We start from the raw sequence: 17,397 nt of genomic DNA, 5'->3' as shown, positions 1-17,397 counted from the left end.
AATACCTGAGAATTTTTTAAAACTGATAATTGTTGAATGACAAGGTAGAGCGAGCACCGCCTAACTCTGCCTATTTAACAGTTATTGCCATTATGTTTCTCAATAACTATTCATACAAAACACAACCCTATTCCCAAACTGCCTTTTTTCTTCGAGCTTAAAGTGTAGTGTCGATATAAAGTTGAAAGTACACATTCGCACTCTAATGGTGAAATACTGCAATCATTGTATTCAAAGATAATAGAAGTATACGCGGGTTGTTAGAAACATTTGTTTTAGACCATGTTTAATAGCAATGCTGGCTAAGTTATTTAACTATTCGACAAGTATCTTTATGATTTTAAGTATATTCACACCACTTGATAAGAAACTACAAACATATTTTATGATTTTATATTAACTTAACGTAAGAGCAGGTTTTGGCTTATCAATATACGGATTTGATTTGAATATATTAGTCTTCAAAATCACCTCGTTAAGTGGCATAGGTTTGTAAAAGTAATATCCCTGAATCAATAGCTCTTTATATGGATGAAAAAAGTTAAACTGCTTTTCATGCTCGACTCCTTCAACAACTACTTCTAACTTTAGTTTGTTTGCTAAAACCATAATTGTTTCAACAATTATGCAAGCATCAGGACTATCAGGCAGAGGAGTGATGAAAGACCGATCTATTTTTAGTGTATCTATAGGCAATTTTTGCAAGTGACTCAAAGATGAGTAGCCAGTACCAAAGTCATCAATAGACACATTGACGCCTAGCTTTTTAAGCTCATTTAGTTGATAAATTGCAAGTTCCATGTTTCTTGCAATGCTACTTTCGGTTATTTCTAATGAGATGAGTTCCCCTGGTAAATTATATTTTGTCAGTATACTACTAATAAATACAACCAAGTTTTCATCTGTAAGTTGATTGGGTGACAAATTAATCGCCATCCTAATATTTTGATTATAGCTTTCATAGATTATACTGAAATCTTTAATTGCTAATTCGATAATATAACGACCCAATTTATTCATTAAATTGAACTGTTCTGCAATATTAATGAATGTATCAGGGGAAACGAAACTACCATTAAGATTCCATCGGCATAAAGCTTCTAGCTTTACAATTATTCCCGTTTTTGCATCAATAATAGGTTGATAGTAAAGTTGAACTTTACCTTCATCTATTGCCTTTTCGAGGTGCTCCTTTAAAAAAACCTTATGTTCAAGCTCTTCTTTTAATGACTTATCAAAAAAAGAAAACTGATTCTTTCCTTGAGTTTTTGCCCGAAACAAAGCTAAGTCTGCACTTAAAAGCAATTCTTCAACATTACTTCCATCTTGTGGGTAAATACAGGCACCAATACTAGTTGATGTTCGGTATGCACAACCACACAATATTATCGGCTGCTTAATAGAAAATAATATCTTCTCAATCGTGTGTGATAGTGTGCTGATAGGATCATGAATAAGCAGCACAAACTCATCACCGCCAAACCGACTTATATCAGACTCTAGTACTGCAAATAATTTTAACCTACCAGCAATGATTGAGAGTAATTCGTCACCGACGCTATGCCCCAATGTGTCGTTAATAATTTTAAAGTTATCGATATCAAGGAATAAAACGAAAAAACTCGAATCTGTTTTATCCGCATTTTTTATACAATAATCAATAGAATGAAATAAAGACCTTTTATTTGGAAGGGATGTCAATGGGTCATAATAAGCAAGTGATTTCAATTCTGCTCTTGAACTTCTTAGCTCTTTCAATAAAATTTTCGCTTTAGTGATTTGACGATTATGGCTGATTAGTTGTTTTTGGGTAAAAATGGCTATACATGAGAAAAAGATAATTAATGAAGATGCCATAAATAGACCATAATATATGGGTGAATATACTTCTTTTTGAACATTATCAAGACTATTATCTGGAATAAACACGGCTGACAACATCCCTAACTCATGTGTAATAAAAACAGATGTTGCGACAGTAATGCATATAAATATCGCTGTAAGCTGGCTCCTTTTACCTTTCTTCGAGTAATACACACATAATGAAAAACAGAAAGTAAACGATGCCAATAAGGCCGCTATCACGGAAGCAATAAAATAGTCATACTGATAAATAATTCTAGCGCGAATTAATATCGCTTCCATCCCAAAATAGTGCATAACTATAATTCCCAAACTTAAAACAAATGGGGAGACAAGCCTAAAAGCGAATTTATCCGAAGATAATAGATGTAATGAGATTATTGAGCTGAAAATAACGGCAAAAAGAGTATAGGAGGTAATAGCTAAATCAAAATCATAGGGTATTGGAAGTTTCATCGCTAACATTGCATAAAAGTGCATGCACCAAATGCCACTTCCTAAACAACTCCCAGCGATAAATAAGTGAACTATTTTAACAATACCATGCTCAGAGTTTATAACTGAATAATAAGAGTCTATGCAAGCTTTAGCAGCTAGCATAGTTATAAAAAAGGCAACAACGACTATATTTATATTACTTATTTCGTGTGGAAGTTGCGCATTAAAAAAAGAAGGAAAGTCAGTTGCAGTGTTATTTATTGGCAAAGATATCATAATATTTTATTTTTATTTTAATGATTTAAACAGTAGCACCCATACGCATCATGTATTACGTATGCGCCCATAAAAGCACCTTCAATACTCTTTTTTGCAAACCTAGTTACAAAACTGTTACTTGTAGAGCAAAACGCACCTGCCGAATATGGTCCCAGATAGGTAAGTTCTCCACGGCTGTTAAAAATAACAATTGATGGAGATGAAGGAATCAATTTATTGATATCAGGAAAATCTTCAACTGACAGGTATTGAATTACAGATTCATTTTTTAAAAACAGTTCATTTAGCTCAATAATATGCCTTGAAGTAACAGTATTGCAGCCACATTTACTGCTTTGAATGTGAAAAACTGCATTGTTCGTTACAGCAAAGTTTTTCTTAAAGTAATCTTCAACTTTTCTATCAAACTTAATTTGTGAAGAATTTATGGCAAGGGTTGCATCTGGATCAAAAAGCTGTAACTTGCCATATTTAAGGTAATATAAGCCTGTACTACCTGCAATTAACCACATAAAAAATAGTAGCCAGACTTTATCTAAAGCTTTACTCATATAACGAATTTATTTAATTCTAAATCGAGCTTATTAGTACTTGATGTAAGCACTGACGTTTGTGAAACTACCCCTTCAAGATTCCGCATCTCTTTTGCTGACAGTTCATATATTTCACACGCTGACTGACTTATTATTTGGCTAACATTCGCTTGCTCTTCTGTTGTTGTTGCTACAGATATCACATTATCATTTAAAGTTTGAATACTCTCACTTGCGCGATCTATTAACGAACAAGCGATATTTGAAACATCTTTAACTTCATCCAGCAACTCTAAACACTCAACCATTTGTATGACAGATCTACTCGCACTTTCAACAAGGTTGGAGGTTGTTGTTGATATTTTTTCAGCGTTCAATTTAGATTTCATGGCAAGCTGTCTAACTTCATCTGCCACTATCGCAAAACCTCGGCCATACTCTCCGGCACGAGCCGATTCTATTGCAGCATTTAGCGCTAACAAATTGGTTTGTTCTGCAATAGCAGAAATTGAATTCATCATTGATGTTATGTAATTACAATCTTCATTTAGTTTTTGTAAGTCTTGGTTTGTTGAATCTAACTTTTCATCCAGACGAGCGATAAATAGACTAGTACTTACAATACCTTCTTTAGCCGAGTTAGATTTTAAAATGGCGTCACTGGAAATTTCAGCTGAATTATTAGCTCTTGAGGCAACATCAGTAATTGAAGCACTCATTTCTTCAATTGAAACAGTAATCTGCTCAACTTCAAGATTACTTTGCTGTTTCAGTTTTTCTGCTTCAGTAGACATTTCGCCGACCTGAGAAGAAATACACTTGACGCCCTCCCCCATTCTATTCACTTCATTTAATGTTTCAGAAAACATTCTTAATAATAAATTGAAACTTTTAACGTCTTCGCCGTTATATGTATTCTTTGCTCTCATATTTAAATATATTTTATTTTCATCTTTAAGCAGTTGACTAATGGTGTTTGTAATTTCAAATGAAGAAAATGCTTCAATAAAACTCTGTCTTGCAATAAATGCTAAAACCGTCGCTTCAACAACAGCGAATGCTGCATGTATTAATAAAATGGAAACAGTGACATGGTCTTCCTCAAAAATATAAACGGGTTGCCCATAAAATTGAAGAATAAAAAAGCCTACATGATGTAAAGCGATAGTTAGTGCTGCACTGAGGAACACAGTCCAATCCCTGTAGTAACTAAGTACGGCCATCACAGCAAATAGTTCAAAATGTATTTCCGTCAACCCTTGCACTTGATGAATATGCAATGCTGTAAACAACATAATTGCTATAGCAATAGTGTGACGTGTTAATTTGTGATGTGGTTTATATTTGATATAGATTAACGGCAAAAATAATATAACCACGCCTAAGGCTATAGTCATATCCCATGCATTTTGAACATAAGCGAGTACTAAGGTATAAACAAATTGAACAAGTAGAACCCACTTAAACGTGATATTTGCTTTATAGGTCCAAGGGTAATTTTCATCTATATTACTCATTTAAATGTTCCCGCTTTCTTTGCCAACTTATCAAAATATGATGTTATTTCCTTTTGCCCATACAAAGGTGCATTCATATCAGCAGACATGAGAGATAGAAAGAATTCAATCGGACCAAATATCTTTGTAGGTATGAAAAGCTTGCCAACTATTAAAGTAAGCCTCCTAAAAAAGTTTGGTATATATACAATTTTTATTGGCTTTCTTAGAGCATTAAACGCTAATTCAGCCAACTCTTTCTGAGTGTAAGAAACCGGGCCTCCTATATTAAGCTCTTGGAATAAGTCCTTTTCTAATGAAATAAGCTCTATCATTTCTTTTGCTAAATCAGAGCCATGAATAGGGTTGATAGAACAACCACCATCGCCAAAGAGATACACCTTTCCCTTTAAAGCCATATCAAAAAAGTCAGCCATATCAGAGAAAAAACCTGTCGGCCTAACAATGCAATATTCCAAACCTGATTTTTTAACTTCTTGAACAAACTTTTCTTTTGCTGCACATAATGCTGTTTTTTTGAAATGCTCTCCCTTATACACGGACACATAAATGACTTTTTTTACTCCTGCTTTTTTTGCTTCTTCAAGCACATTCAAATTGGCCTGATAATCTACATTCATGTAACTGAAACCGTCTTGCTGTCGGGTTATTCCTAAACACGAAATAAGTACATCTGTTTGAGTTAACACTCCTGCTAAAGTATCCACATTCAGAAAATCTACTTTTTTTACCTTTAGCGACTCAATGCCATTGATCTTATTAAAGCTCCTAACCAATGCTGTTGTATTGTAACCTTGAGAAATTAATTCTCTAACAACGTATTTACCCAAATAGCCTGTAGCACCTACTACAGTTACATTTGTTTTACTTTTTTCCACAGCTACTTTCCTATGAAGAGTAAATTTGTTGAGTTAAAAATCATTAGTTGCTTCATTCTTTACAAATCCTCAACTTCTTAACGACATTGAAATATATGACTTAATTATCCTGAATTTAGTCGACCTTGTATGTATGGTGATTGCATGTATATGTATGATTTTGTATATGCGTGTATGGGTTTGTATAAATGCTTGATTACAATGAAAAAATATTGATATAAGTATTAATAACCAACATCCTAAAACAGTTTTGATTAGCCGGTATTTCAAAATTGAAATATGCGGGGTGAAAAATTTTTATAACACTCAAAGGCGAAAGTTATGTTAATTGGAAACACCAAAAGTACATACTTAAATACACAACAACAAAAAGTAAAAGATAACAATGATTCTGAAATAAAGAAAAATGAGTTTCAATGAGAAGAGTTTATTGTAGATGAGTCTAAATTTTTAATGTCTGAGAATAAATCTACAGAATTTACTGAAGTAGAGTTTGGTAACAATAGTATTTCAATGGCAACCCCTGAGTTACTGGCAAAATTTGGTGAACAGATAAATCCTTGGATTGGTATTAGTCATAGAGCTTTTAAAGAAATAGTTGAAGATTCAAAAACAGTAATTGAAAATGAAATCTCAAACTATAATAAGTTTTTAAGTGTGGCTGAGACATATATTGCAGAGCTAAAAAAAATGGATAAGACAAACTCCTTAAATGTAAAAATAGATACTGCAGGTTTTGTAAAAATATCAACTAAAAAATCTGCCTATGCGCCGGGTTCTAACGTTTCAACAGATGAAATACACCGTAATAAAGTCAAAATGCAGCAATGGGTTAAAGAAAATGAAGAACTCATTAGAGAAACGACAAAAATAGGAAGAAAATACGCCCTAGCAAAAAGCGTTAATGATTATGAAAAAGCTACGGGTATAAATCATAAAAATTTACACACATTAAAACCAAGAATAACAAAAGGATCTCCATCTGATTTTATTAATCAGGCAAAAGAGGACTCAATAAGAGAGATTGAGTACCTGAGTAAAATGGGCCGATATGCATCTTGGAAATTCGCAACCTCGCCTTTAAGTTATAAAGTCATAGATAATATGGGTAATCCAAGTTTTGCACCTCACTCAGAAGGCCAGCGACCAGCTCTTTTGCCTAACATGAATGATAATTAACTAATCAATGCTGACAGCGCCGAGTTATTTATTTTAAGAATATGATGTAGAGTTAGCTATGAATTCACATTTAAAAGTAGAGAAAGATTAAATTTATGTGTTTCTTGTATTAGTTAATATCATAGCCAGTGGCGGACTTTCAACAGGTTAAATTGTAGCATTAAAAAATTAGCTTTTTCTTTTTAGTAGCTTTCCTTACTTAATTCGGCGAGCCTGATTAATGCTTTTAATCTGTGCCCCTGCGTTGGGTGCGCAAAACTTAACCGAAAGTAATTAGAGAATTTATCAGCCGAAGTAAATAGTCGGCCCGGCGTTATTACTATACCCTCAGCTATCGCCTTATTATAAAGTGAAAAGGTATCTACCCCCTTGGGTAACTCCATCCAAATAGCCAGCCCGCCTTCGGGAACAGTAAATTTTACTGGTATGTTCCAATGGTTGGTGACTTCTTTAATTAATTGATCTCGTTGTTTTACTAGGGTTCTACGATATTGATAAAGATGGCGTTCAAAATGTCCTTCTGCTAAAAACGAAGTGAGTCCATGTTGGATAGCCTGACTGCTAGACAATTGATAGACCAATTTCATCTGGGCAATTTTTTTATAGTGTTTATTGGTCACTATCCAGCCAATACGAAGGTCGCGCGATAATGATTTTGAAAATGAGCTACATAGAATGACATTGTCTTGCATGTCATATCGTTTAAGCGGTTCAACATTTGAATGAAAGCTTAAATCACCATAAATATCATCTTCAATTAAAGTGATATTTTCTTCATTCGCAACAGTGACAATCGCTTGTTTTTCTAATGAGGGAATCAGTGCTCCTGTTGGCGTGGAAAAATTTGCTGTTATCACGCATGCTTTAATATGCCACTGTTTACTAGCTGCTCTTAGTGCCTCTGCCGTTACCCCTTGGGTATAGCTGCTAGGTAACTCGACAACTTTTAATTTAAGTTGTTGTAATAATTGCAATACACCATAAAAAGCCGGACTCTCAATCGCCACGATATCGCCAGCCTGACAGATCGTTGTTAGCGCCAAAAATATACTGTTTTGGCAACCCGAAGTAATACAAATGTCATCTGCCGAAATATCGACGCGTCGTTTTCGATAATGTTTGCTAATTTGATGGCGCAACGCCAGGCTTCCAGATGGCGCGGAATAATACAGCGAATTTTCGTGCACCGTTTGCCTTAATGCTCGATTAATGTGTCTGTTGAGCAATAATAAATGACTTGGTGTCTGGGAGTTATTTAAATGTTGTGGGGCTATATCAAAGGCGGCGCCCCGTTCCATAATATCGTAAAACACCTCCGGCAAATCAACCTTGGTTGGCTTGCTAATACCTTGAATTTCCGGATTAATGTGTTGAATATTTTTACGGGCTGCCACGTAATAGCCAGATTTTGGCTTTACATAGATAAGATCCATCGCTTCTAAAACGTACAGCGCTTTTTGTACGGAAATCTTTGACACATTAAAGTTGTTCGCCAGTACACGAATTGAAGGAAGTTTCTCGTTTATTTGCCAGTTGTTTTCATCAATCTGAGATTTTAACGTTTTGGCAAGCTGCTGGTATTTAAATTGTTGCATACGTTAATCACAATCTATCTGTACCTATATTAATTTATTTTATTGTATCTATAAAACACAGATTATCAATTTAAACTTGTCTCCGTGAACACTTTATCGGAGCAGCCCTGTGGATTCGTCATATTTATCAAAAGAAAATCTTATTTATAAAACTCTCGCGAGTAACGATAAAATTTATATTCGAGAGCAAAAAGGATTATTTCAGCGTATTCGGCGGAGTTTGAATTTTTTCTTAATGGCTATTTTTGCGCTAGTTCCTTTTATTAAATATAACAGCTCGCAGGCGGTATATTTCGATCTTCAGCAGCAACAGTTCCATTTTTTTGCACTGACTCTGTTTCCACAAGATTTATTAATTGTTTGTTTTATCTTCGTGTTTTCTGCATTTCTATTATTTTATATCACCAAGCTTTTCGGTCGTGTTTGGTGTGGTTTTACCTGCCCGCAAACCGTGTGGATGCTTATATTTAATTGGGTAGAACGAAGAATTGAAGGTAGCCATAGTCATAGTAAATCGCTTGATTCCCAGCCATTTACGGCCAAAAAGTTAGTCAAAAAGTCGGTAAAACACTTAATTTGGGCAGCAATTTCACTGCTCACCGCATTAGTGTTTATTTCTTATTTTGTTCCGGTCGAACAGCTTTATATGCCATTTTTTACCATGCAATCATCGTCACTTACTGTTTCTTGGGTACTGTTTTTTGCAGTATGTACTTATATAAACGCCGGTTGGATCAGAGAAAAGATGTGCCAGCACATGTGTCCGTATGCCCGTTTTCAATCGGCAATGTTTGATAAATCTACCAAGTTAGTCAGCTACGATCAGCAACGTGGTGAAAACCGTGGTAGAAGAAAGCGCTTACAAGAAAAACGTGAGGACATGGGAGATTGCGTAAACTGCAATTTATGCGTGCAAGTTTGTCCTGTCGGCATAGATATACGAAATGGTTTACAGTATGAATGCATCAATTGTGCTTTGTGTGTTGATGCCTGTGATATGATCATGGAAAAATTTAATTACCAGAAAGGGCTTATTGCCTTTACCAGTGAACAAACACCGTTCAATGGCTGGAAGCGACATGCTGGCTATGGGAGTTTTATTGCCATAACTCTAATGGCAATAATTGTATGGGGGCAAACTTGGCAAGACTTTGAAGTTAATATTATCCGTGATCGACAAGCACTTTATCGTGTCAATCAAGAGGGTAAAATAGAAAACTCATTTATCATTAAAATTAGAAATAAGTCGAGCCAAAGCAAACAATATAAAATTGAATTAGCTGGACTAGACAGTGCAAAAATTATCGGAGCATCTCAAGTTGAGGTGTTTCCACACGAATTGAGAACAATCTCTATTGTCGTATCGGTTGATAACCCGTTAATCGATAAAAAAAATGATATCAGTTTTGAAATAGTAGATGAAAGCTCAAAAAGCCAGATAGTCAAACACAACTCCTTTTATAGTGGTGAGCGAGGGTGGTAAGAGGCTTAACTTGATCAATGTCTAATTACACTGAAAAGTAACTCATATGGAATTTTTTGTAGTAGCTCAGGCCTGATCTGACAGTTACCCGGTGTTTAACGGTGTTTTGTCAGCTTAGATTTGATCTAAATTCTTTTCAGCCTAATTCGGTTTACCATCAATTTATGTTTCTAGAGGAGTACGGCAAGAGTTTATCATTCAACATATCTGCAACTGTGATCGGCGTTTTGGTAGTATAGAGTTTTGTAAAGGCCATTTTGCTGCAGGTGTCAACGAAGGTTTATTGGTAAAACCGACCAACACCTATGAAGTTACCAACATAAAACGTATATTGTGAACCAAGATAATCAGGGGGAGCTGTTTCTATTTCGCCACAAGATTCATCATCATGCTTTTTCTTTTCAAGTGCAGAAACTTGAGCATTGGCTAGAATAATGTCATCTTTGGCTACTTTTTTTCAAGGACTTTAAGTCGCTTCTTGAAATTTTCTAAGTCATGGCGAAGCCAGATTAAGCGGACACCACTACCCTAGACAAAGCCGCCTTGCTTACGCAGTTCGTTACTTGTTTTGTTTGACCGTGGGCTGGTTGATCGACAGCATACTCCATCTCTGTTTTTTCAGTTGCTTTGTCAACTCGGTTTTTTATATTGGGTGTTCTTCGATCTTTATTGATAAGGGCATCAATACCACCATCATCTACAAGCTCTTGATAACGGTAAAACATGTCTTGCGATAAGCCCATAACTTTGCATGCATTAGAAACGTTTCCTAATTCTTCGACTAGATTAATCAAGCCTACTTTGTGTTTAATAATTAATTGATTGTGAGTATGTAACATGAAAGTTACCTCTTTTTGTTTAAATTAAAGATTCGACACTTTTAATAAAAACGGGTAACTCTCAAATTTTCAAGATGATGTATAAGATCTAATCTGAACTATTACAAATCACGCTATTGCAATGCATTTTCCCAAGCATCACCAACAAACATATATCCTTTATTTCTTATAGTAATAATGCCTTTCGGGCTTTTACCGTTGTCACCAAGCTTTTTTCTCAACGTACCTATTTTGATATCAATTGATCTATCTAATCCATCGTAATCTATACCTCTGATAGTGTTTAGTAAGTTGTCTCTAGAAATCACTTTATTTACGTTCTGGGCAAAATAATTTAAAAGGTCGTACTCACTTGTTGTTAGTGGAACATCCATGCCGGCTAACTTAACGTTTCTCGAGGAAAAATTTAATTCAAGGTCGCCAAACTTCATTAAGTTAAAATCTGTTAGGTTAAACTTATTCGACACATTATTAGCTCTTCTCAACAGCATTCTAATTCGAGCAAGTAATACACGAGGGTGAATGGGCTTCGTATAGAAATCATCAGCCCCCATTTCAATTCCTGCAACATGGTCCATGTCATCACAACTAGTGGTGAGTACCAGTAGTTTTCCTTGGAACTTACCACTTAACTTACGACCAACGTCAAAACCATCAACTTTTGGAAGTATTAAATCAAGGATCACAATATCCGGCTGTCTTTTGAGAATTTCATCAACAGCCAAAGAGCCATCATGACACATAATAACTTGATACCTGTAAGGTTCTAAAAACCGTTTAATTTGGTGACATAATTTTACATCACCATCAACTAAATATATTGTTTTCATAAGTTATATTAAATAGTCGCAATCAACTGAGCCAATAGGTTAATTACAAAATAACCTTTTAATTTATAGCTCGATTAAGAAAATTAACAAAAAGTGTAATTCAATATTAACTTCTCAGAACTTGTGTTATTAAAAATCAGAGTAGCCTTGAATGTGCTTCGTTTTAAACTTTTTACAATCAGATTTAAGTTTGCAAATATTAAATGCAGCTGGCTTTGAAGCCATTGTCAGCCAGTCTTCTTCAGATAAAAAGTTTGCGTCAATTCCATTAATTGATTCGATTTCATCACCTTGTTTTAAGCCACTAGCTTTTGCAGGAAGATCTGGATATACATACCTCACAAATAAGTTACCGTTAGTAAGCTTTCTTATATCAAGACCTGCTAAGTTAAACTTAGTTGCATAGGTTTTTTCTTTGTCCTCTTGAATAACAAAGTTATTATTATGATAATCAATAATCGTTACATATTGGTTCATAAGAGCACTACCAATAACCCACCAATCATCTTCATCATCACTTTTTATCAAGTTAGTTTTAACATTTGTGAAGATAGCATCACCAATTTGGATATTTGGAAGCGTTATTCTTTCATGAAGCGCCACACCACTCATACCAAAATCAGCTGCCCTAACTTTTGTTTCAGGTAAAGTGATGTCGTTATTTCTAGGGTATGCAGAACTAAGCTTAAGGTAATGACGACTACCTGTATCGATGATCACTTTTTTTTCTACAAATTCAGTTTCATTGAACTTAACTATTGCAGGTATGCTTAACTTTGAAAAACTCACATCAAAAGGAACAACAGAGTCTGTTGATTTTGGCTTGTATCCTTCTGATGATATTGTGATCTTCGACACTTTTTTATCAAAGATCCAACTAAAGTGTTTCATTAAATCATGGCCTAATACACCATCAAATATGGCTTCTTTATCATTCAAATAATATTGACTTGTGGAAATAGGAATATAGGCAACCTTTACGTTATTAAAAGTAACTTCACCAATATCTAATGAGTTCAACTCTGTCTGGTATGCTGGTGTGTTTTCACCGTCACCCCAGCCCTGAATGGATAAATCGAAACCTTTTTTGTTAGCTACACTTTTTCCTATTTCAGTATCAAACACCATAGAAAATGAAGCTCCGGTATCAATTAAAAATAATAACTCGGTATTGTCATTTGCTTTAACTTTAATATAAGGTTTTTCTCCAATATAAAAAGCGTCTAATATCTGCTGCTTTTTATTTGAAGGCCACTTAGGAACTAAATCGTTATTGGCTCTCATCATTCGCAATACATTGGCTACCGAGCATCCATTTAATGATGTGACTGTAATCAAAAGCACACAAATAATAGCTATATAATATTTCATGTTTTTACCCTAATATATTCAGTAAAGCTAATAGCTGAACGGTTCGAATGAACTCAAAAGATATCAGCTCAACCAAGGCATGTGTTGCTATTGTTGTTTTACTAATTTCTTGTTTGAAAGTGTGCGATATTTCTAAAAGTTGAGCTTTTGCAACACTATAACCTTGATTGGTGTATGTATTTAAAATACGGACGCTATTTTCTTCTGCTGTAGGTTGGCGCTCTACAGGTTCATACCCTAAGGCTTTAATAGTTTCTTCCGCTAAATCCCACACAGACCATGGGTTTTGACCGGTTATTAATTTATTGTCTACAACAACATTATTTAAATATCTTGCTCCTTTTACAAAATTAGCTCCCTGCTCTTGAAGTTTCGATTGTAATAAAAATGGAAAAATGTCCGCAGCATTCGGGATAAAGAACAATTCTTCTTCATTGGTAAACGATGCAATTTTTTTATTTTTTACTAAGTATTCTCCATTATCTAACTTTACATTCACTAAAGCCGCTGGGCCATGACACACTGCTGAAATAGTTTTATTTTGATCCCAAAAATGTCTAACAATTCGTTGTATGAGTTTATTTTCAGGGAAGTCAAACATTGTTCCCTTCCCACCAACAAAGTACACACCTGAATATTGATCTAATTTAATATCATCAATTTTTAATGTTTTTTTTACTTTTGACATAGCTTTTGAATCATTTAAAAATGCATAATCAAAAGCTCCCATATCATCGTCATCCCTTATCATTGGAGCCTCTCCACCTTGGGGGCTTGCAACATCAACACTAAAACCGTTAGCTAGAAAAACATAGTAAGCTCTTGATAATTCAGTTAATTCATATCCAATTTCTTTTTTATTACTATCCATAGTATTAGTGCTTGTTACGATGGCAAGAATCTTACCTCTTGACTCTGTTACACCCTGTGAAATGTAATCAATTTGATTTGCCTTTTGCCTTGAATGATCTATTGAAAGTTCATCTCCTAGTAAGCTAATAATCCAGCCAATAATAATAGCTATAGATATGATTAAAACTAAGAAGCTATAAGTAATTTTTTTTATCATGTTTTTATCTCCTTTGATTAAAAGGAATTTAACATTCACATGGTCAAATTAAGGTAAATTGTAACTACTTCTTTATTGATATAAGTTCAGGTGGGATAGATAGAACAACAAGGTATTGCTGATAAAGGCTTTCAGGTTTATATGATAGCTTAATGCCAGAAGGTACATTGTTTGTATAGTGATCTGATTATTACCAGGAGAAATGTTAATTGTGTTTTCACTATGAAGTACAGTATTTCCAGTAATATGTATTATATAAGGAGCAATAATTGAGCATTCAATACCAATACACGAATCTACTCCCGCAGTGAGGTTTACAGCGATTCCTATTATCTCATCATGCAAATCAAACACTGACTGTTCGATATTTAGCCAACCAACTACGCTGTCAAAGTTAATAGACACTTTGACATCCTGCTTTTTTATCACCATGAGTGAATAAAATTAACTCTTTTTTAAAGAAATAAACAATTTATTTCAAATTTTAGCCTTTTTTGCATATCAATAAACAAAGGCTTATATATACTTATAGTTTATATCTTTTATAGCAGTCCACGTTCATTAACGAGTTAAATCATCGACGTAATAATTAATATATTCATGAATATAGTGACACCTTCAATGCAGGCAAGCATTAGAGGCTGGATATAAAGATCATGTATTTAGTATCTAACAATAACCCCACACTTCGTAAAATGGGTGCAGTTGCCGCAATCATTTGCTCAGTATGTTATATCATCGGACTATATACTCTCATCTATATTGCACCAGATCTAAATCAACTACCTGCAGGACGGCTTAAAGTTATTGATGAATATGGCAACTTACTATATCTTTGGTATTTCACCGTTTACGGTGTTGTTGGCCTTAGTGTATTATTCGTAAACCATGCATTGTTACAACCGCATAGTAGCCTACCAAGTATATTAACTATCCTGACGTCTCTTGTTGCCTATTTATCAGCAAGTTACTTATTCATTATTTGCAGTATAGAAATACTATCAAATGTCTTTTTGCTTTCGCAGTATTATGGAGAAGCTACAAAACGAAATGAGTTAACTACACAAATTTATTCAGTACTCATTCGTTTACGAACATACACAGAATGGAGCTTAGATGTGTGGCTAATTTTAGTAAATTATCTGCTATTTCGAGCTAAGAAAAAAAACGTATATCTCCCCATTTTGGGTATATGTATAGGGGTCGTTGGTATTCTTATTCTCCACCCTTCTCTACAACCCTATGCCTTATATTATGTTGCAGCTATTGCGACATGGTTTATGCTCGTTGGCATCCAACTTTTATCATCAAAGCGTTCATTTAGGTAATGTTACATAAATAAAGGTGACATACTTTATTTTTCAATAGGTAAATATGTATTTACCATGCTAATACGAATGCCAGAAAATGCATTTAATTGATAAGATCTTTTAATCAAGAACACAAGTTGAATTAATGTCAGAATAAATAAACATTATAATTACTAACATGAGTACTCTTCAGATAGGCTATTGGACAGTAGTTGGGTATTGTGTGGATAGATGTTGTTTAGACTCGAAAAAACCTGCAAACTATTGATTATATTAAAATAATGGCGGTGACGGAGAGATTCGAACTCTCGAAAGGTTGCCCTTTACACACTTTCCAGGCGTGCTCCTTCAGCCACTCGGACACGTCACCTATATTAATTATTTTGAAGAGTTTTTTAGTGTTCTTCTCACTTAAGTTAGTTGGCTGAGCACGCTAGGCGTGATATTCACCTTGGAAGCCACTCGCTCTCAACAGTCAAGGTCACCTTTATAAAACCTTTCATTATGTTAGCGTGTTAATTATCACGTTTATTGCTTAGCGTTAACAAGCTGCGCTATGTTAGGCAATACTCAGTGATTTAGCAATAAAAACTAAAGCTAAGTCTTTTAATTGCCTAAGATTTAAACGTTTTCAGAAAGATTTGTTATTTACGTAGACTTGCTGAAAATTCTAACATGCGATTTGTCGATCTAAGTGCACCTTCACGTAAAGACATATCAACAAACACTTCTTTGCCTTTTGCGTCAATAAGCGCTTCCTCAATCGCTTTTAAGCCATTCATCGCCATCCAAGGACAATGTGCACAGCTGCGACATGTTGCTCCTTCACCAGCCGTAGGCGCTTCGAAAAACTCTTTATCAGGACATAACTGCTGCATTTTGTAAAATATGCCACGATCAGTTGCCACGATAAATTTTTTATTCGGTAACTCTTGTGCGGCTTTAATTAATTGACTGGTTGAACCAACCGAATCAGCTAATTCAATTATTTCAGCAGGTGATTCAGGATGTACTAAGATAGCAGCATCTGGATGCAGAGCTTTCATGTCTTCTAGCGCTTTGGTTTTAAATTCGTCATGAACAATACAGGCCCCTTGCCACATGATCATGTCGGCACCTGTTTGCTTCTGTATGTAGTTGCCTAAATGACGGTCTGGTCCCCAAAGGATCTTCTCGCCTTGCTCTTCTAAGTGTTCAACAATTTCAAGGGCACATGAAGACGTAACAATCCAATCAGCTCTCGCTTTTACAGCGGTAGATGTATTGGCATAAACCACCACAGTACGATCAGGGTGTTGATCACAAAACTCGCTAAATTCTTTTATCGGGCAACCTAAATCTAATGAACAAGTCGCTTCTAAGGTTGGCATTACTACCGTTTTTTCCGGCGTTAAAACTTTGGCTGTTTCGCCCATAAATTTAACACCAGCAATAATTAAAGTTTGTGCTGGATGTTGATTACCAAAGCGTGCCATTTCTAAAGAATCGGCAACACAGCCACCAGTTTCTTCTGCTAATGCTTGAATGATGGGATCAGTATAATAATGAGCAATCAAAACAGCATTTTTTTCAATGAGTAATTGTTTAATGCGTGCTTTGTATTGTGCTTGTTCATCTTCAGTAAGACGAGCAGGCTTTGCTGGGAAAGTGAATTCGAATTCTACCGCTAAATTGCTTTGCGCCATTATTTACTCTGTTAAACTCCAAGAAAAATCGCGGGAATTATACGTGAATAACGGGCAAATGTGTACCTACAAATAGCAAGGTAAAGTCAAAATTGATATTAATATAGAATAGAAAATAAGAACTAAAAAGTGGTCGGTCGTGAAGGATTTATGTCGTACATCCTGTACTCTACCCTGCGGGTCGCGCAAGCGCGTGCAAAATTGTTCCCGACAATTTTGTGAACCTTCGACACTTCATTTTGATATAGCGTTAAAAGCCTTGGCTTTTCATTCTAAGTTATTAAACTGAAATTTAGGTGTCTGAGAAAGTGGTCGGTCGTGAAGGATTTGAACCTTCGACACTTCATTTGGGTATAGCGTTAAAAGCCTTGGCTTTTCATTCTAAGTTATTAAACTTAAATTTAGGTGTCTGAGAAAGTGGTCGGTCGTGAAGGATTTATGTCGTACATCCTGTACTCTACCCTGCGGGTCGCGCAAGCGCGTGCAAAATTGTTCCCGACAATTTTGTGAACCTTCGACACTTCATTT

At 35.1% G+C, this 17,397-nt stretch carries 13 protein-coding genes, 1 tRNA gene and 1 pseudogene; 3 read left to right on the top strand and 12 right to left on the bottom strand.

The features are described from left to right. Positions 1 to 396 precede the first annotated feature (396 nt). The 4 genes from Q4493_RS14735 to Q4493_RS14720 are packed head-to-tail and all read right to left on the bottom strand — an operon-like array spanning position 397 to position 5,508. Positions 397 to 2,577, bottom strand: coding sequence for an EAL domain-containing protein (locus tag Q4493_RS14735; RefSeq protein ID WP_303454170.1), 2,181 nt, complete (start codon positions 2,575 to 2,577; stop codon positions 397 to 399). Positions 2,578 to 2,594: 17 nt separating this feature from the next. Then, positions 2,595 to 3,131, bottom strand: a complete 537-nt coding sequence (locus tag Q4493_RS14730; protein ID WP_303454168.1) for a DUF6436 domain-containing protein — start codon at positions 3,129 to 3,131, stop codon at positions 2,595 to 2,597. Then, positions 3,128 to 4,630, bottom strand: a complete 1,503-nt coding sequence (locus Q4493_RS14725; protein ID WP_303454165.1) for a methyl-accepting chemotaxis protein — start codon at positions 4,628 to 4,630, stop codon at positions 3,128 to 3,130. The genes Q4493_RS14730 and Q4493_RS14725 overlap by 4 nt, the downstream gene beginning before the upstream one ends. Continuing rightward, a complete protein-coding gene (locus Q4493_RS14720) occupies positions 4,627 to 5,508 on the bottom strand; it encodes an SDR family oxidoreductase (RefSeq protein ID WP_303454163.1) in 882 nt (293 codons plus the stop codon). The genes Q4493_RS14725 and Q4493_RS14720 overlap by 4 nt, the downstream gene beginning before the upstream one ends. 453 nt (positions 5,509 to 5,961) lie before the next feature. Here Q4493_RS14720 and Q4493_RS14715 point away from each other — a divergent pair, with 453 nt between their 5' ends. Then, positions 5,962 to 6,687, top strand: a complete 726-nt coding sequence (locus Q4493_RS14715; protein ID WP_303454161.1) for a hypothetical protein — start codon at positions 5,962 to 5,964, stop codon at positions 6,685 to 6,687. 182 nt (positions 6,688 to 6,869) lie between these two features. Here the strand turns inward: Q4493_RS14715 and Q4493_RS14710 are convergent, their stop codons facing one another. Further along, positions 6,870 to 8,282, bottom strand: coding sequence for a PLP-dependent aminotransferase family protein (locus Q4493_RS14710; RefSeq protein WP_303454159.1), 1,413 nt, complete (start codon positions 8,280 to 8,282; stop codon positions 6,870 to 6,872). Between the two features lie 109 nt (positions 8,283 to 8,391). Here Q4493_RS14710 and ccoG point away from each other — a divergent pair, with 109 nt between their 5' ends. Further along, entirely contained in the window at positions 8,392 to 9,765 is a 1,374-nt protein-coding gene (gene ccoG / locus Q4493_RS14705; protein WP_303454156.1) for a cytochrome c oxidase accessory protein CcoG, read from the top strand. A 178-nt stretch (positions 9,766 to 9,943) separates the two neighbouring features. Here the strand turns inward: ccoG and Q4493_RS14700 are convergent. The 5 genes and pseudogenes from Q4493_RS14700 to Q4493_RS14680 all read right to left on the bottom strand — a co-directional run. Further along, a pseudogene (locus Q4493_RS14700) lies at positions 9,944 to 10,604 on the bottom strand (helix-turn-helix domain-containing protein); the annotation flags it as partial. A gap of 113 nt (positions 10,605 to 10,717) precedes the next feature. Further along, on the bottom strand, positions 10,718 to 11,434 hold the full coding sequence (locus tag Q4493_RS14695; protein ID WP_303454153.1) for a response regulator transcription factor: 717 nt from the start codon (positions 11,432 to 11,434) through the stop codon (positions 10,718 to 10,720). 129 nt (positions 11,435 to 11,563) lie between these two features. Next, complete coding sequence (locus Q4493_RS14690) at positions 11,564 to 12,805, bottom strand: aspartyl protease family protein (protein WP_303454152.1); 1,242 nt, start codon at positions 12,803 to 12,805, stop codon at positions 11,564 to 11,566. Between the two features lie 4 nt (positions 12,806 to 12,809). Further along, positions 12,810 to 13,874: a type 1 glutamine amidotransferase domain-containing protein gene (locus Q4493_RS14685; RefSeq protein ID WP_303454150.1), complete on the bottom strand. Its 1,065-nt coding sequence runs from the start codon at positions 13,872 to 13,874 to the stop codon at positions 12,810 to 12,812. 72 nt (positions 13,875 to 13,946) lie between these two features. Continuing rightward, positions 13,947 to 14,279, bottom strand: a complete 333-nt coding sequence (locus Q4493_RS14680) for a hypothetical protein (RefSeq protein WP_303454149.1) — start codon at positions 14,277 to 14,279, stop codon at positions 13,947 to 13,949. Positions 14,280 to 14,530: 251 nt separating this feature from the next. Here Q4493_RS14680 and Q4493_RS14675 point away from each other — a divergent pair, with 251 nt between their 5' ends. After that, positions 14,531 to 15,202: a hypothetical protein gene (locus Q4493_RS14675; protein ID WP_303454147.1), complete on the top strand. Its 672-nt coding sequence runs from the start codon at positions 14,531 to 14,533 to the stop codon at positions 15,200 to 15,202. A 264-nt stretch (positions 15,203 to 15,466) separates the two neighbouring features. On the opposite strand, the gene Q4493_RS14670 is transcribed toward Q4493_RS14675, so the two are convergent. Together Q4493_RS14670 and nadA are read right to left on the bottom strand one after the other, a co-directional pair. Further along, positions 15,467 to 15,554, bottom strand: a tRNA-Ser gene (locus Q4493_RS14670). Between the two features lie 274 nt (positions 15,555 to 15,828). Further along, entirely contained in the window at positions 15,829 to 16,869 is a 1,041-nt protein-coding gene (gene nadA, locus Q4493_RS14665) for a quinolinate synthase NadA (RefSeq protein ID WP_303454144.1), read from the bottom strand. Positions 16,870 to 17,397: the final 528 nt, after the last annotated feature.

This window comes from Colwellia sp. 1_MG-2023, from assembly GCF_030546755.1.
Lineage (GTDB): Bacteria > Pseudomonadota > Gammaproteobacteria > Enterobacterales > Alteromonadaceae > Thalassotalea_H.
The sequence above is the reverse complement of the archived record's forward strand: the minus strand, read 5'-3'. Positions and strand labels throughout refer to the sequence as shown.

Coding starts and splice junctions, on each gene's coding strand:
- Q4493_RS14735 (WP_303454170.1), bottom strand. CDS start 2,577: ATGATATCTTTGCCAATAAATAACACTGCAACTGACTTTCCTTCTTTT.
- Q4493_RS14730 (WP_303454168.1), bottom strand. CDS start 3,131: ATGAGTAAAGCTTTAGATAAAGTCTGGCTACTATTTTTTATGTGGTTA.
- Q4493_RS14725 (WP_303454165.1), bottom strand. CDS start 4,630: ATGAGTAATATAGATGAAAATTACCCTTGGACCTATAAAGCAAATATC.
- Q4493_RS14715 (WP_303454161.1), top strand. CDS start 5,962: ATGTCTGAGAATAAATCTACAGAATTTACTGAAGTAGAGTTTGGTAAC.
- Q4493_RS14710 (WP_303454159.1), bottom strand. CDS start 8,282: ATGCAACAATTTAAATACCAGCAGCTTGCCAAAACGTTAAAATCTCAG.
- Q4493_RS14695 (WP_303454153.1), bottom strand. CDS start 11,434: ATGAAAACAATATATTTAGTTGATGGTGATGTAAAATTATGTCACCAA.
- Q4493_RS14690 (WP_303454152.1), bottom strand. CDS start 12,805: ATGAAATATTATATAGCTATTATTTGTGTGCTTTTGATTACAGTCACA.
- Q4493_RS14685 (WP_303454150.1), bottom strand. CDS start 13,874: ATGATAAAAAAAATTACTTATAGCTTCTTAGTTTTAATCATATCTATA.
- Q4493_RS14675 (WP_303454147.1), top strand. CDS start 14,531: ATGTATTTAGTATCTAACAATAACCCCACACTTCGTAAAATGGGTGCA.
- nadA (WP_303454144.1), bottom strand. CDS start 16,869: ATGGCGCAAAGCAATTTAGCGGTAGAATTCGAATTCACTTTCCCAGCA.